Source organism: Bacillus sp. 220_BSPC (assembly GCF_001054655.1).
In the GTDB taxonomy this organism is placed as follows: Bacteria; Bacillota; Bacilli; order Bacillales; family DSM-1321; genus Peribacillus; species Peribacillus frigoritolerans.
Window position 1 is genome coordinate 18,600 of sequence record NZ_JVPL01000054.1, and the last position, 15,677, is coordinate 34,276.

At 35.2% G+C, this 15,677-nt stretch carries 11 protein-coding genes; 10 read left to right on the forward strand and 1 reads right to left on the reverse strand.

The genetic code is table 11. The features are described 5' to 3' along the window. The first annotated feature begins 87 nt into the window (after nt 1-87). Nucleotides 88-648, forward strand: coding sequence for a thioredoxin family protein (locus ADA55_RS03410; protein WP_048679033.1), 561 nt, complete (start codon nt 88-90; stop codon nt 646-648). Nucleotides 649-833: 185 nt separating this feature from the next. Here ADA55_RS03410 and ADA55_RS03415 read toward each other — a convergent pair whose 3' ends face one another. Continuing rightward, entirely contained in the window at nt 834-1,379 is a 546-nt protein-coding gene (locus ADA55_RS03415; RefSeq protein ID WP_034305549.1) for a helix-turn-helix domain-containing protein, read from the reverse strand. 405 nt (nt 1,380-1,784) lie between these two features. Here ADA55_RS03415 and ADA55_RS03420 point away from each other — a divergent pair, with 405 nt between their 5' ends. From ADA55_RS03420 to ADA55_RS03460, 9 genes are all read left to right on the forward strand, one after another. Continuing rightward, nucleotides 1,785-2,024: a PLD nuclease N-terminal domain-containing protein gene (locus ADA55_RS03420; protein ID WP_034305547.1), complete on the forward strand. Its 240-nt coding sequence runs from the start codon at nt 1,785-1,787 to the stop codon at nt 2,022-2,024. After that, nucleotides 2,021-2,926: an ABC transporter ATP-binding protein gene (locus ADA55_RS03425; protein ID WP_048679037.1), complete on the forward strand. Its 906-nt coding sequence runs from the start codon at nt 2,021-2,023 to the stop codon at nt 2,924-2,926. Before ADA55_RS03420 ends, ADA55_RS03425 begins: the two co-directional genes overlap by 4 nt. After that, a complete protein-coding gene (locus ADA55_RS03430; protein ID WP_048679040.1) occupies nt 2,923-3,711 on the forward strand; it encodes an ABC transporter permease in 789 nt (262 codons plus the stop codon). Before ADA55_RS03425 ends, ADA55_RS03430 begins: the two co-directional genes overlap by 4 nt. Nucleotides 3,712-3,760: 49 nt before the next feature. After that, complete coding sequence (locus ADA55_RS03435) at nt 3,761-4,477, forward strand: ABC transporter ATP-binding protein (protein WP_034305539.1); 717 nt, start codon at nt 3,761-3,763, stop codon at nt 4,475-4,477. Continuing rightward, nucleotides 4,452-6,044 carry a hypothetical protein gene (locus ADA55_RS03440; protein WP_048679043.1) on the forward strand — a complete coding sequence of 531 codons (1,593 nt, stop codon included), beginning with the start codon at nt 4,452-4,454 and terminating at the stop codon, nt 6,042-6,044. The genes ADA55_RS03435 and ADA55_RS03440 overlap by 26 nt, the downstream gene beginning before the upstream one ends. 88 nt (nt 6,045-6,132) lie before the next feature. Next, entirely contained in the window at nt 6,133-6,420 is a 288-nt protein-coding gene (locus ADA55_RS03445; RefSeq protein WP_048679046.1) for a transposase, read from the forward strand. Between the two features lie 349 nt (nt 6,421-6,769). Beyond that, nucleotides 6,770-7,480 (forward strand): 4'-phosphopantetheinyl transferase family protein, encoded by a 711-nt coding sequence (locus ADA55_RS03450; protein ID WP_048679049.1) that lies wholly within the window; start codon nt 6,770-6,772, stop codon nt 7,478-7,480. After that, nucleotides 7,471-8,130: a hypothetical protein gene (locus ADA55_RS03455; RefSeq protein WP_048679052.1), complete on the forward strand. Its 660-nt coding sequence runs from the start codon at nt 7,471-7,473 to the stop codon at nt 8,128-8,130. The genes ADA55_RS03450 and ADA55_RS03455 overlap by 10 nt, the downstream gene beginning before the upstream one ends. 12 nt (nt 8,131-8,142) lie before the next feature. Then, nucleotides 8,143-15,675: a non-ribosomal peptide synthetase gene (locus ADA55_RS03460; RefSeq protein ID WP_048679061.1), complete on the forward strand. Its 7,533-nt coding sequence runs from the start codon at nt 8,143-8,145 to the stop codon at nt 15,673-15,675. Nucleotides 15,676-15,677 lie beyond the last annotated feature (2 nt).

The following is a 15,677-nucleotide window of genomic DNA, read 5'->3' on the forward strand; positions in this document are numbered from 1 at the left end:
TTGTCATTTTATTCTTCGGAGTGGAAACAATGAAATAATAAGTGGTTTATGGTACTTTTAATTTAAAAAATAGTTAGGAGAAATACGATGAAGACACTGAATGAATGGTTTGAAAAGGGGATTCCTGCTCAAGAATTTGTATCTTCGATGAAAGTTCATAAAGAAAACTTACAATCGATCCAGCAAGGTTTTTCCACTTCTGCAGAGGACCAAGATTTTTTTGATGCATTAAAGAAGAAGGAACTTCGAGTTATTGTCATTACTGAAGACTGGTGCGGAGACGCGATGATGAATATTCCTATACTGCTGAATATATCTGAAGCGGCAAATATCGAAACTCGCATGATTTTACGAGATCAAAATCTTGAACTGATGGATCAATATTTAACGAATGGAACAGCGCGTTCGATTCCCATTTTTATATTCATTGATAAGGATGGTGAAGAAAAAGCTGTTTGGGGACCTCGTGCACCAAAGGTACAAGAGTTCGTAATGGAGTTAAGGTCTGACCTGCCTGCCAAGGATGATGAACGTTTCGAGGCAGAGCAAAAAGCAGTTATTAAAAAGATAACTGCGGCTTTTGCTGAAGAAAAACACCTGTGGGACGAAGTATACGGAAGTATAAAGGAAACATTGGGGAGCTGCTGATTGCGGGTGCATCACTTTTAGTCATGACCCATAACGGGTGGTAAGCCCATTATGGAATTTATAGGGCTGTTTCAAAACATGGACTGCAATCTGACTGGTTGGTGAATATATAGATATGTTTCCTAACGGTTTTTTCTATAATATTCGTTTTTGAGTCCAAGGTTTTGGAACAGCCTTTTCATTTTTTATGATTCTGGAATAATTGTAACGCCGATTGTTCGAATAGGAGAGTCTTGTTTGGCACTTTGATTCGTTGCTTTGTAGTATTTTAACATTAAATCGTTCAATTCATTTTGGAAGTTAAGGAAGCTTTCATCATCAAGCTTTAGTTCTAAAAGGGAAAAGGTTGAACCATCTTCTGCGCAGTCTCTTTCTTCCAATTTAGTAAGATAGTTTTGATATTGGGTCATAAGGGATAATTGATAATAAGAAAAATAGTTCACCTTTTTTTCATTAGAGGATTTTTTCCATTCTTCCCCGCTAAGTCGTGCTTCTTCTTCATTTAAAACGTAGTATTTTTCGGAAACGGATCTCACTTTTTTCTCTTTTACTATGCGAATGACCCCTGAATCCAAAAGAACCTGTATATGTCTATATAATGTTGCTTGGGGTACATCTTTAATGATTTTTAACATTTCTAATGGTGTTAAACCATTTTCCCTATTTCTCATTAAAGCTTGGGTAATCTTTATTCTTACTGGGTGCATTAAAATTTCAGCTTTATTAATCATCTTATTCTCCTCACATTGGAAATTATAACTGGATAATTTTTAGTGAACTTTCCTGTTGGTCATGAATAATAAGTTTAATTCGTCATATATTGTAATGTTTGAATCATTGTCATTTAAATAAAAATGACACGGTTCGAAAAATAATAGTACCGAAATATTTTTTCGAAGTAAATAATAAGTATTTTTTAATTGTTTTAATTTTTTTGAAAAATGTCTACATTTAATGAAAATTAATAAATATCGCTATATTTTTATTATTATTCATTATGATAATATTATCATTATAAATAACAATAAAAACTAAAACAATATTTTATTAAGAAAAAAATAGGTGCAAAATTCCAAATTAGATGTTATCATTATCGATAATGATAATAATATTTCGTTACCAAAGGAGTGGTATATATGGAATTGCATTATGGATGGAACGAATTGAAAGATATTGATTTCATGTCTATTCTGCCGATCATTTTACCGGTAATTGCAATTGGAATGATTTTAGTGCTTATAGCATTAATTGATTTATACAGAAATCGAAAGACGAGGAAAAATGTTTTATTGTGGACACTCATCATTATTTTTGCAAATACTATCGGTCCAATTCTGTACTTCGTTATCGGTAGAAAGGACAGTGAAAGAATATGAAATTAGAAATTAAAAATGTTACAAAAAAATTTAAAGAAAAAACAGCGGTCAATAATTTTTCAATGGAATTGCAATCAGGGGAATGTGTTGGATTGATTGGGCCAAATGGGGCTGGTAAATCGACACTGATAAAAGTGATTGCAGATATTATAGATCCAAGTATGGGAGAAGTATTGCTTGACGGTAAGAAAATTTCAAAAATGAAAAAGGAAATAGGCTACTTACCACAATATCCTAACTTCTTTCAATGGATGACCGCCAAAGAAACCCTTACTTTCATGGGGCAGCTTTCGGGTATCAAGAGGGAGGAATTATTAAACGGCATCCCAGAGATATTATCGAAAGTGGGGTTGAGCGGGGAAGAGAATTCAAAGGTACGGACTTTTTCGGGCGGAATGAAACAAAGGCTTGGCATTGCACAGGCGCTGTTACATAAACCGGCATTGATTGTCATGGATGAACCGGTTTCGGCATTAGATCCCATTGGCCGGAGAGAAGTGTTGAATATCATAAAAGAGATAAAGAAAGATACGACAATTTTATTATCGACGCATATATTAAGCGATGCAGAAGAAATATGTGAGAGGTTTGTCATTATAAAAAGCGGTAAAAAAATTGAGGACACAACGATGTCAGAATTATTGAATAGAAATAGCGGAAATAAAATCAATGTCGACATAACCTCTAAAAGTCAAAAATGGATTGAAAACGTTAAAAGCTTGAACTTCGTCAAAGGTGTAGAGGTAATGGGAAATAAATTGAAGATAGAAGTGGAAGATATTGAGTCAAACAAGAATATGTTACTGGCGAATGCTTTGGAGCATAATGTTGATCTTGTTAGGTTCGAAATAGATAACGATACATTGGAAGAGATATTCTTAAAATTGGTGGTGGAAAAATGAATAATTTTGCCGTTTTAGCTAAAAAGGAATTTGTTCAGATGGTACGTGAATTTAAAGTGATTTGGCTGCCGCTTGTATTTATATTTTTAGGAATAACTCAACCAGTTGTAAGCTATTATTTACCTTCAATATTAGAGGCACTGGGCGGGGGCCAAGGGATCACCATTGATCCAAGCATGGCTGCCCAAAAAGGCGGCGAAGTTCTTGCCAGTACTTTAGGGTCTCAATTTGATCAGCTAGGGGTCATGATCATCATCGTTTCCATGATGGGAGTCGTTCAATCCGATAAAGCAAATGGGATGCTTGCTTTCATACTTACAAGGCCTGTGACGGTTGGATCTTATATAAGCGGGAAAATCATTTCCAATTACCTGTTTGTTGCCTGCAGTGTGGCATTGGGATATTTGGTTTCATATCTGTATGTAGTTTTTTTGTTTACGAGTGTTGATTTTGGGGATTTAATAGTGGCTTTATTGTTCTATCTGCTGTGGATCCTATTTATCGTTTCATTCACGACGATGATCAGTACCATTTTTAATAGCCAGGGTATCATTGCATTAATTTCGATAGTATTTCTCCTTGGCTGTAGAATCATAGTTGGATTAAGTCCGGTAATAGACAATGTGAATCCGGCAAGCATGAGTAAGCATGCCATGGAAGTACTGATTTTAGGCACAGTCAATTCACAGGCGATTTGGGGTGCATTAGCTGCACTTGCATGGACGGCAGTAACGATATTGATAACGAACATATGGATTTCTAAAAAGAAGTTCAATAATGAATAAGTTGGGGATGGAAATGTGTTAATCATGAAGAGATGGGAGGATGATAACTTTGTTAAGCATCACAGATTTGGAGAAAAGCTACTCGGCCAAGAAGATTTTGAATGGTGTAAATCTAGAAATCAAAAAAGGGGAAACCTTAGGTTTTATAGGAGCAAATGGTGCAGGGAAAACCACGACGCTGAACATTATTACAGGCATTTTAGATTCAGAAAATGGTAAGGTTGAAATAAATGGCCTGACCAAAGAAGACGGCATTGAATATAAAAAACAATTTTTCTTCATTCCTGATACTATCAATGTGTTTAACAATGTTTCGGGATTTGATTGGATTCGTTTCTTGATGAACCTATATGGAAATGATGACAAAGAACGGTTGGGGAAATATATCAATCGGTTTGGGATGCAGGAGTCCATTAAAAAGCCAATGGGAAGTTATTCTTATGGAATGATGCATAAGGTATCCCTGATAGCGGCTTTTACCATTAATCCCCCGATCATCATTATGGATGAACCATTGAACGGATTAGATCCAAACGCCGTTTTAGTTTTTAAGGGGTTAATCAAACAATATGTTGAAATGGGCGGTACAGTGTTTTTCTCGACGCATCTGCTGGATGTGGCGGAGAAAATTTGTAATACAGTGGCTATTTTAAAAGAGGGAAAAATCATCCTGCATGATGAGATACAAAATATAATAGGTGAAAGTTCATTAGAATCTACCTTTATGGAGGCTCAGGTATATGAAGGAAAAACTTCAGTTAACTAGATTTTTCGTTTCTTCCTTCTATAAAATGCCCAAGCAGACAATGTTGCAGGCTGTCCTGATAATAGCCGTTTTTTATATGTTTTTGCAGCTGACTGTCGTTAACGCCGTTGTTTATTTTCTTGGAGATACCCAGGTCTTCCTATTTTATAATTTAACGATTTCCAGCATTCTCGTCTTTGCGTTGGTTTGCTATTTGTCCACATCACAAATATTTTCTTATGATGAATTTAAAGTATTGGCACCTCTGCCACTCACCTATAAGGAAATATCAAGGGCCAAAGTGTTAAGTAGCTTATGGGTCCCGATCACCTTATCAATGATGATCCAAGTGCCAACATTAGGCTTCTTGATAGTCGATCTAAAGTTTATCGAAGCGATTAAATTAATCACGTTTTTACCAATTGTCAATGGTTTAACGGCTTTGTTCCTGCCTTTTATCCTATCGTGCATGAATAGGCATTATTATAGATTCAAAAGTAAAGTAGCATACTTAATGGTTAACATTGCTATCATCCTAACGCTTACGATTATTTCGATTGTATATTTTGCAGGAAAATCATCAGTTGCCATTTCAAAGGTCATCTCGGAAATAGATTTGAATTCTTTTGAAGGGCTAAAAAACTCGTTGGAATTGTTGATGAGACATATATTTGAAACCGCAAATATGATTCCAGTGATTAAATGGATACTGGATGCTTTTGTATCAAATGAAATAACCGTTCAATTCTTTATTATTTATATTTCGATACTGGCAATTGGTTTCCTTTTGTATTCAATGATTATAGAGAACATTTCTGTTCATTACTTTAAAAACGGGATATTGGGAAACAACAAAACGAATGTGAAAAACTCAAAGGTTAATATATCAAAAAATCAATGGAGTAACTATTTACAAAGAGAGATATGGATCATTAAGTCAGAAGCATATTTTAAGATGCAAATCGCTTTAGGTCTTCTTTTGCCGCCGATTTTTTCACTTGTCATGTTATTGCTGATTCAGAATGAAGTGTTCCCGAATTATTTGAATATAACGAAAGAGGGAGTCTTTGATAAATATTTTTCCTATTCGGTCCTTTTCTTGTGTTGTATAAATAATATAAGCGGAACCCCATATTCAAGAGAAGGTAAATATCATTATTTACTGAAAAGCGTCCCGTTTGATGAAAAATATGTTTATTTTTCTAAAGTGATATTTTCATCAATAATCAGTATTATAGCCGTAGTGATCAGCTTTTTGATATTTGCCCTATTTGGCTATTGGGAAATGGAACATGCAGTCATGTTATTAATCACTTCTTGTCTAGTGGTTTGCTATAATCTTCTAACACCATTATATGATATGAAAAATCCTAGTATAGAATGGGAGAACCCATCTGCTGCAATTAAATCCAACCCCAATGTATTAATAAGCCTGCTTTATGGATTGCCATTATTAATCTTGGTAACAGCGATTCATTTTGGCTTGGTGTGGTTCAGTGTCCAACCCCTGATTGGAGCGCTAATGATTTTAGTGATCTCAATAGCGATCAATTCCATTTTGATTAATAGATTGAAATTAAATTTATGAAAGTCTTTATATTAGAAAAATATTTTCGTTTGATAAAGGAAGTACAGAAAATCGGCACTAAATAAATTTAAAAAAGGAGTGTCTTATTATGGGGAAGCACCATGATAAAGATTTTAAAATTTATGCTGCTCGATTAGTATTGGAAGAAGGCAGAAAGCCTAGAGAATTGGCCGAAGAACTTAATATATCCATACCTACATTAAGAAATTGGATCAATATCTATAAGGAAACAAATGAAGTTGACTTGGCGGACTCCAGTAAAGGTTTTTCGGGGCTCAGTCTGAAAGAGGAAAAGGATAAAATAATTAAAGATCTACAGGAAGAGAATGAGATATTAAAAAAGGCCATGCACATTTTTATTAAACAACCAAAATGATGGAACAGTATTAAAGCCATATTTTATTTTTCACAAATTATAGTGAAAAATAAAATATGGCTTTTTTAATTAGAAAATTTCAAGGGATTTTTTCATTCTAAATTCCCACGATAAGTCCTATGAAAATACTACTAAAAAAGAAAAATAATAAAAATTGGTAAAGTTATTATGTAATGTAGATAATTTACAAATTTTTAATAGACTCGGCAAAATTGTTGTGATAAAGTGTTATCGATAATGATAATAGGTAATATTTAACCCAGGAATTGAAATAATTGTTTTAAAAAAGAAATTTTAGAGGGAAAAAATGGAGAAAAATGCGGAATAAAAGAGGGGAGGAAAATTATAATTGATTGAATATTTTATGAATAATAAAAAAATTTATAAATCTTATATCAAGTTTTATGAAGCGGATTCAGTCAATTTGGACTATATTGATGATGTTTTCAACGAAAAAGAATGGAATTATCTAAATTTGCAAAATGGTCCCAAAAGATCCATCGAAGCAAGGAAAAGTTTGTACTTTGGAAAAAAAGCAATTATGGAGTTTTTAGGTATTGGTTTGGATGAAATAAAGAATGTATCCCTGTTGAAAGGAGTCTTTGGACAGCCGGTTATTGTTACTAACTTGTTCTTATTAATGAACATGGGTATATCCATCACACATACGGATAAAACATTCGGAATATTGCTTTTTGATCAATTGCATCCAATGGGAATCGATATTGAGACTAAAACGAAATCAGATTCTGAATTTTTAGAAACCTATTTAACGGAATCCGAGAAAAAAATGATTAAGGAAAGCGATGGTGTTTTAAGTAAAGAAGTTTTCTTTAGTGCAAAAGAAAGTCTATCAAAGATACTAAAAACAGGATTGACCTCTCCACTTGAAATCTATGAAATTTCCAAGGTTGATATGGATCAAGATAGCATCTCACTTTTCTATAAAAATTTTACCCAATATAAATCAACGGTTGTACTCGTGAATGATGAAATAAGGAGTGTTACCTTTCCGATAAATTCTACGAAAATAATTGAGGGGGAATACCAATGGAATTGAAAATGGAAGCGAATGCTGAATTAAAAAACAATAACAGATTAGTACACTATCTTTTTAAAAAAGAGGAAAGAGTTCACAAGTTAATCATTTCGTTATTGCTACTCAGTTTAATAGCAGGTGTCGAAACGACGCTTTTGTTATATTCTGCAGATCAAAAAGGGATGAACGTATTAAATGGCATGTCCATTTCAGAGATCGGGGCAACGAGTTTTGCCATTAACACAATTGTAATGGGAGCTCTTGGATTATTGGTTACATTCATCATTCAAATATTAATTGTGTGCCTATTATTTTTAGTTTTAAAAGAAAGGCCGGTAAATATAAAAGGGATTTGCCAAGCTGTCATAAATGCAGGGATATGCATCGTGATTGGATCTGGTGTTAATGCAATCATCGCATTATTGGTTAAGAGCAAGGAAACGACATTCACTAGTTTATCCTTACTGGTGCATGATAAAAACTCCATCCTTCACACATTCATGGCCGAGTTTGAGTTGTTTTACATTGTCAGTTTAATTCTATTCAGCTATAGTCTCGAAAAATTGGCGCTCATTAAGAGAAGAAACGCATGGATCATAACGATTGTAATCGCTTTGGTTTCTTTGGTTTTTCATATGTTGACAGTTGCATCAGGCACATATTTAAAATAATGGGGGAAAATGATGAATATGAATTCTTTAGCGAATTTATTTGAAGAAAGTGTCAGGAAATATGGAGACCATATTGCAGTAAGAAATAAGGATATGCAATTTACATATAAAGAAACGAATATCTTGGCAAATAAAATGGCAATGTACATAAAGGACAAAGGGATAAATAAAGGAGACAATGTCGGAATCTATATTGAAAAATCCGAGCATGTTTTATTTTTAATCATAGCCCTGCTTAAATTGGGTGTTACTTATGTACCTATCGATCCTAAAAGTCCTGATGAAAGAGTAAAGCATATAATAAAGAATTCAGAATTGAAGTTATTAATTGGAGATAAAAGCCGGATTAAAGACATTGATTGTAATTATGTATCCATTGATGAAGTGATAGAGAATTCAAAAGAAATGACAGGTGAGAATCTACATACTTTAATTGACCCAGAGGATCCAGCCTATATCATTTTCACATCGGGCTCTACAGGAAAACCTAAAGGAGTTTGCGTTTCACATGAAAATGTCATGAACTTATTTTATGGCTGCGACGATTTGTTCGAATTTACTAATAAAGATAAATGGACATTTTTCCATTCCTACGCATTTGATTTCTCCGTCTGGGAGATATGGGGGGCTTGGATATATGGCGGAGAAGTTGTAGTGGTTTCATTTGAAGAAAGCAGAAATCCAATATCCTTTGTTGAATTATTGATAAATACACAAACAACCGTTTTTAATTGTACGCCAAGCGCTTTCTTCGAAGTGAGTGGTGAGCTCCTAAATCGTCAAAATGAATTAAGTTTAAAATACATTATTTTTGGAGGGGAAGCATTAAACTTCAAGAAATTGACGCAGTGGTTTTCTCCCAAAAATGGCAGGCTGCCAAAGCTAATAAATATGTATGGAATAACAGAAACTACCGTTCATGTAACATACAAAGAAATCGCCAATAGTGATGTGGAAAAAGGAATGACCAATATCGGAAAAGTCCTGCCTCATCTTGGATTCAAAGTGATGAATCAAAATGGACAAGAAGTAACTGGAGATGAAGAGGGAGAGTTATACGTTTCAGGAAAAGGTGTATCGCTTGGCTACTATAAAAATCCGATGATGAATGAGATGAAATTTACGGATATTGATAATGTCCGCTACTATAAGTCAGGGGATGTAGTGAAACTGTTGGATGATGGTGATCTGCAATATATCTCCAGGAATGATGAGCAAGTGCAGCTAAGAGGTTTCAGGATTGAATTAGGGGAAATTGAGAGCGCGTATAATGAATTGCAAAACATCAAGAATGCAGTTGTTACGATGGATAAAGCGTTTAACGATGATATGCATTTATTTTTATACTATGTTGCTGATGAAGAATTCGCTGCTGATTATTTGAGGGAAAGTGTAAAAAGCTCATTGCCAGCGTATATGATTCCAAGCTTTTTTATCAAGGTGGACAACATCCCCCTAACTGTAAATGGAAAACTGGATAAATCACTATTACCAAAATTCATAATAAAAGACTGTGAAGCTACACCGAATATCAAGAGTCCAGCAGATGAAACTATAAGTGAAAAAGTAAGGGAATTGGTTGTTAGCATCATAGGCAATGGGGTTATAAAAAATAATCAGTCGCTACTTGAAAGTGGAATGAACTCATTATCGATAATGAGATTGATTGTCAATATTAAAAATCAATTTCAGATTGAAATTGCTCCTTCCGTTTTATTGGAAAACGATACGATTATGAAATTATCCGAAGTCATAGAAGCTCGTCAAAAAGAAGAGGTAAAGCAAGATTATACACCTATCCATATCAATGTCAGAAATACATACCCTTTAACATATGAGCAAGAAAATTTGTGGTTCATTCATCAAACCAATGTGGACAAATCATTATATAACATCGTTTTTTCGTATGAAATAGCAGGTGAAGTGAATGAAGGAAACCTGGGATTATCGTTAAATAAGCTAAGCAATAAACATCAAATTTTAAAAAGTGTCATTAGGGAAGAAGCTGGAATGGGCATCTTGGTTTTCGATGAGTCGATTCATCATGTTATTAATTATTTCGATGTTTCGGACCTTCCTTTAGACATGCAGGAAGAAAAAGTGAATCACTTCGTGAAGGAAGAAGCGGAACGGCAATTTGATTTAGAAAATGGTCCCCTCCTATCAATTACGTTAGTGAAGACGAATGAAAGTGAATATCAATTATTATGTAACATCCACCATATTATTTTTGATGGTTGGTCGATTCCAATAATGATCAATGATTGGTTTTCCATTTATGAGGAAATCGAGAATGGCGACCGAAATGATAGAGATAACCAAGCAATCCAATATGGTGATTATGCTTTATGGCAAAAAAACTCACCAAATTATGTAACAGGTAAGGATAATGAGTTCTGGATCAATGAAATAGCGGCATTACGGCAAAAGTCTTTTTTACAATATGATCATCAAAAAAACGGAGAAGGTAAAAGCGCGTCCGATATTATCAGCTTTTTGTTACCTAAAGAAATTAAAGACAACCTGGAAAGCCTTCATAAAAAAACGAAATCGACTTTGTTCATGAGTTTACTTACCGCCTATCAAACCTTTTTATCGGTTTACTTTGATGAAGAGCAAGTTGTCGTCGGCAGCCCTTTGGCGAAGAGAAACCATGTGGATACTGAACAATTGATAGGATATTTCGTCAACACCTTGCCCTTTAAATTACATGTATCCCAGGAAGATTCATTTGAAGGGATTTTGCGAAAAAACATAAAAAAAATTGCAGGTGTTTTTGACCATCAAAATTTACCTACTAAGGAGATTTTGAAATATTTATCGGCAGAAAGAACCATGGAAAATACGCCATTGTTCGATACAGTATTCGTCCTGCAAAATAACCAAAAAGAAAAGCTGGCATATAGGAATTTCAAGTTAAAACCGAGAAAAATCAATACCTTTAAAGCTAAATTTGATTTGGTTGTTCAGGCAGAAGAAATGGATGAGGATGAATTAGTCATTTCATTTGAATTCAACAACTCATTATTCAACAAAACGACGATTCAAAGAATGGCTAGTAATTTTCAGCATTGGCTGTTAGAGATTACAACCAAGGCAAGCAAGCGGATAAAGGACATTACCTACTTAGAGCCTGCACAGTTGCGATCATTAATCGAAATGGGGACAGGCAATGTAACTCAAGAAGTGGAAGATCATCGTTTTGAAGATGTAATAACCAGGTTTGAGAATAAAGTGAGTACAAATTTCAATGATGTTGCCATTGTTCATGGTGATGATCAGGTGACGTATAGCGAGTTAAATGCCCGGGCAAATCAAGTGGCACAACGCTTATTCCTAAATCATGTAGGTGTAGAGGATAGAATTGGGATTTTTATGGATCGATCGATCAATATGGTTACGGCCATTTTAGCCATTATGAAAGTTGGGGCGGCATATGTGCCTTTGGACCCATCACAGCCAGAGTCACGGCTGAAACATATGATTGAGGATTCTCAAATCACATATTGCTTAAGTAATGAAGAAGGACTTCCAAAGTATCCCGGTGAAGAAGGAAAACTATTATGTATCGAAGACATACTAAAAGAACGGGAAATGGAGTGCTCAGAATTCCATTCAAGAAAGATATCGGAAAGTGATCTGGCCTATATCATCTACACTTCAGGAACAACGGGAAAACCTAAAGGGGTCATGATTGAACATGGAGGGTTGGCCAACCTCTGTAATTGGCATATCAATTATTATTCAGTAGATGGAAAGGATGCAGCAGTACTGGTTTCGAATACATCTTTTGACGCTTCCGTTTGGGAGATATTCCCTTATCTGACGAATGGGAATAAACTCCTGATACTGGATTACTATGATTTATTGGATGTAGAGATCCTTTCGGAGAAGATGGAAAAGGAGAAGGTAACACTCGCTTTTTTTTTAACGGGGCTGCTCGAGCAATTATTTATTAACGATATGAAATTTCCAGAATCTATCAGAGCTATTTTGACAGGGGGAGATCGTTTAAAAACGATACCCGAGCGTTTGAGCTTTGATTTATATAATAATTATGGTCCAACGGAGGGCACGGTCGTTGCGACAGCATATAAGGTACTTCCAAGTGATGATACAGTGATTCCGATCGGAAAGCCAATCTTAAATGCAGAAGCATACGTGTTCAATTCCAGGATGAAGCCTGTTCCTAAAGGTCAAATAGGCGAGCTGTATATCGGTGGGAAAGGCATTGCAAGGGGGTATATAAATAATCCGGGGAAAAACGATGAAAGTTTCATTCAAAATCCGTTCAATCCCTCAAGGAAACTATATAAAACTGGAGATTTGGTTAAGTATGCCGAAGATGGAAATCTACTCTTTGCAGGCAGGGCTGATGACCAAGTGAAAATACGCGGATATCGTATCGAACTTGGGGAGGTCAGTGCAGTTCTAAATAAATGCCCTGGTATAAAGGATTGCTATATAGCGATAAAAGATGAATCTAAATCGAAGAAATTCATCATGGCCTATTATATCTCCGACAATGACCTTGAAGAAAATTATATCCGGGATTATATGAAGAATCATCTTCCCCATTATATGATTCCTTCTTATTTCATTAAAATGGAGTCCTTTCCGCTAACCGTTAACGGCAAGGTGGATGCGAAGAACTTGCCGGATACAAAAACGAACCCGGAAGGAACTAACAGTAAAAGTGTCATGAATGGAACGGAACAAAAATTGTTAAAGATATGGAAAGAGGTGCTGAATAATCAGGAAATAACCATCTTTGATAACTTTTTCGAATGTGGGGGAGATTCCATCCTAAGCATTCAAATTTGTTCACTTGCCAAGAAAGAAAATCTTCTCATCACATCAAAAAACATCTTTGAAAAACAAAGTATCGAAGAGCTGGCAAAGGTTGTGGAATTGGCGGGCGATGTAACGATAAATCAGTCTGATGTTTTTGGAAAGGCACCATTTACACCTATTCAAAGTTGGTTTTTCACTCAACAAATAAATAATTTTAATCATTGGAATCAATCTGTAACGTTAAAGGGCTACCCGCAATTGAATGAGAAAGCACTGCAAAGAATCATGGCCCATATCGTCAGACATCATGATGGGCTCAGATCAAGGTTCAATAGAGAAGAATCATTTTCGCAGGTGGAAAAGCAAATCGGCCCGTCTGAAAATTGGACTTTGAATTACGTAAATCTATCAAACCTGAATAAGGACCAACAGGAACGGGAAATAGCTAGACTCGGGATCGGTGCACAACAGGGCATCAACATTTCAAACGGACCACTAATGAAAATAGTATGCATCAATACTGGGCAAAACGAGCATGTAATCATTTGGATCATTCATCATTTACTTGTTGATGGGGTTTCCTGGAGAATCTTGATCGAAGATTTTGACCGGCTATATATTCAAGATATAAACAATCAGGAACTAAAACTGGATAATAAAACGACATCATATAAGGAATGGGCGAATAACCTCAATGAATATAAAAATAGCATTCCTTTAGGCATTAAAGAGTACTGGCTGAATGAACATGAAACGGTATATGAAAACGCCCTGGTCAAAACAGGAAATGTTTACGATGGAAAATCATTTGAAATGAAACTGAATAAAGAGATTACAAACAAAATCTATAATGATATGACAAAAACGTATAAAGCATCTATCGATGAAATATACTTATCCATTTTCGCAGCGCTAATCGGGAAATATTTTAATAAAAAAGATATTCATTTTACTTTGGAGGGACATGGTCGCGAAGAGTTATTTGCAGGTGTCGATCTGTCCAGGACAGTAGGCTGGTTTACGACCATGTGCCCGGTTTATATAGAAAATAAAGAATCGATTTCGAACACGATTCAAGGTACAAAGAAAAAATTAAGGTCCCTGCCTAATAAAGGGATTGAGTATGGAATCATAACCGAATTATGCGGCGAGACACATATGAAACAAAATAGGCCGATCATCAGTTTCAATAATCTAGGTAGATTTCATCAAAACAATGAATGGGCTGCAAAAGACGTCACCTTTTTTAGTGAACAAGATATTCAACATAATTCCTATACCGAACATGAAGTCGATATCGAATTGCTTGTAGTGAATGAGGAGCAAACCATAAAAATAAACTATAACAGACATTTCGTAAGAGAAGATTTTGAGCAATATATGCAACATAATATGCAGGAATTGTTACGGACATTGGAAGAAACAAGGGGAAAACAGATGTACCGTCCGGAAGACTTTCCATTGGTGGATATGCCTGAAGAGGAACTTAACCAACTCTTGCACAAAGAAACAAGAATTGTTGATATTTATGAATTGACGGCTTTGCAAAAAGGGATGTTGTACCATAGCTTGTTTGATAGTGAAAGCAGCCAGTATAAAGTGCAGCTCATTTTTGATATTAAAGGTTTTCTGGACGTCGAAAAATTAACCAATGCCATTGTGACAACTGCAGGGAAACATGACATTTTAAAAACCAAATTGTATTCAAGCAGAAAAGGGGTATTCTACCAACTGTTATTGAGTTCCATGGATACCGAGATTGAATATGAAGAAATGATCGATCATCAAGAGAAGTTGGAAAAGTTGTTAGCTGATCAATATAAGATCATAGATATCGAGAATAATAAGCTGAATCGCTTCATGATCGTTAAGCTTGCGGAAAATCAATACCAATTAATATGGACATTCCATCATATTATTATGGATGGCTGGAGTTACTCGATGGTGATTAATGATATTTTTGCTGCTTATCATTCAATAACACCATCATCATCCGTGAGTCCTTCATTTAAAAAGTATGTTGAATATATGAAAGATTATACAAGTAATAAGGAACTGCGGGACTATTGGGCAGGAAAGTTGGAAGGTGCCCGAAATTCCGGATCCAGTTTAATGGGAGTGCAAGAAGGCGAGGGGTACATTGAGAATAGCTACTTGAAAGTATTGGATGAAGAATTAAGTGATTCCATTCAACGATTCTGTCAGGAATACAAGATTACCATGAATACTTTCTTTCTAACCATTTGGCTAGCCACTTTGAAAGAAATAAAAGGTACGGAATATGTATGCTGCGGCGTAGTGACATCCGGCAGGAATATTCCTATCCAAAATATTGAGGCAATGGTTGGTCCATTTATCAACACTGTGCCGTTCATCAAGCATATCAGCCATGAAAAGACCTACATGGAAATACTGGATGAGGTTCAAAATGAATTTTTGGAATTAAGTGCCTATGAGAATACACCTTTATCAGAGATTTATGAGTGGGCTAATTTGGAAAACCAACTATTTGAATCATTATATGCTTTTGAAAACTATCCGATGAAACTAGCTAATAATGATGAAATCAATGTGAGTTTGAAAGAAGGACGGGAAACGACCCATTATCCAATCGTCATCATCATCACCCCTGGTTCAAGTGTTCAAATTAAATTTAATGAGGCAGCGGTCAATCCAAAGTTAAGGTCATCCGTACTTTCTATATTTAATCAAATCTTAAGTGAAATGCTGGAAAAATCAAAAGTGAAATGAGG

Bases quoted from the DNA above. Each gene is read 5' to 3' on its own strand.
- ADA55_RS03425 (WP_048679037.1), top strand. From the start codon at position 2,021: ATGAAATTAGAAATTAAAAATGTTACAAAAAAATTTAAAGAAAAAACA.
- ADA55_RS03430 (WP_048679040.1), top strand. From the start codon at position 2,923: ATGAATAATTTTGCCGTTTTAGCTAAAAAGGAATTTGTTCAGATGGTA.
- ADA55_RS03415 (WP_034305549.1), bottom strand. From the start codon at position 1,379: ATGATTAATAAAGCTGAAATTTTAATGCACCCAGTAAGAATAAAGATT.
- ADA55_RS03440 (WP_048679043.1), top strand. From the start codon at position 4,452: ATGAAGGAAAAACTTCAGTTAACTAGATTTTTCGTTTCTTCCTTCTAT.
- ADA55_RS03445 (WP_048679046.1), top strand. From the start codon at position 6,133: ATGGGGAAGCACCATGATAAAGATTTTAAAATTTATGCTGCTCGATTA.
- ADA55_RS03460 (WP_048679061.1), top strand. From the start codon at position 8,143: ATGAATATGAATTCTTTAGCGAATTTATTTGAAGAAAGTGTCAGGAAA.
- ADA55_RS03455 (WP_048679052.1), top strand. From the start codon at position 7,471: ATGGAATTGAAAATGGAAGCGAATGCTGAATTAAAAAACAATAACAGA.
- ADA55_RS03420 (WP_034305547.1), top strand. From the start codon at position 1,785: ATGGAATTGCATTATGGATGGAACGAATTGAAAGATATTGATTTCATG.
- ADA55_RS03410 (WP_048679033.1), top strand. From the start codon at position 88: ATGAAGACACTGAATGAATGGTTTGAAAAGGGGATTCCTGCTCAAGAA.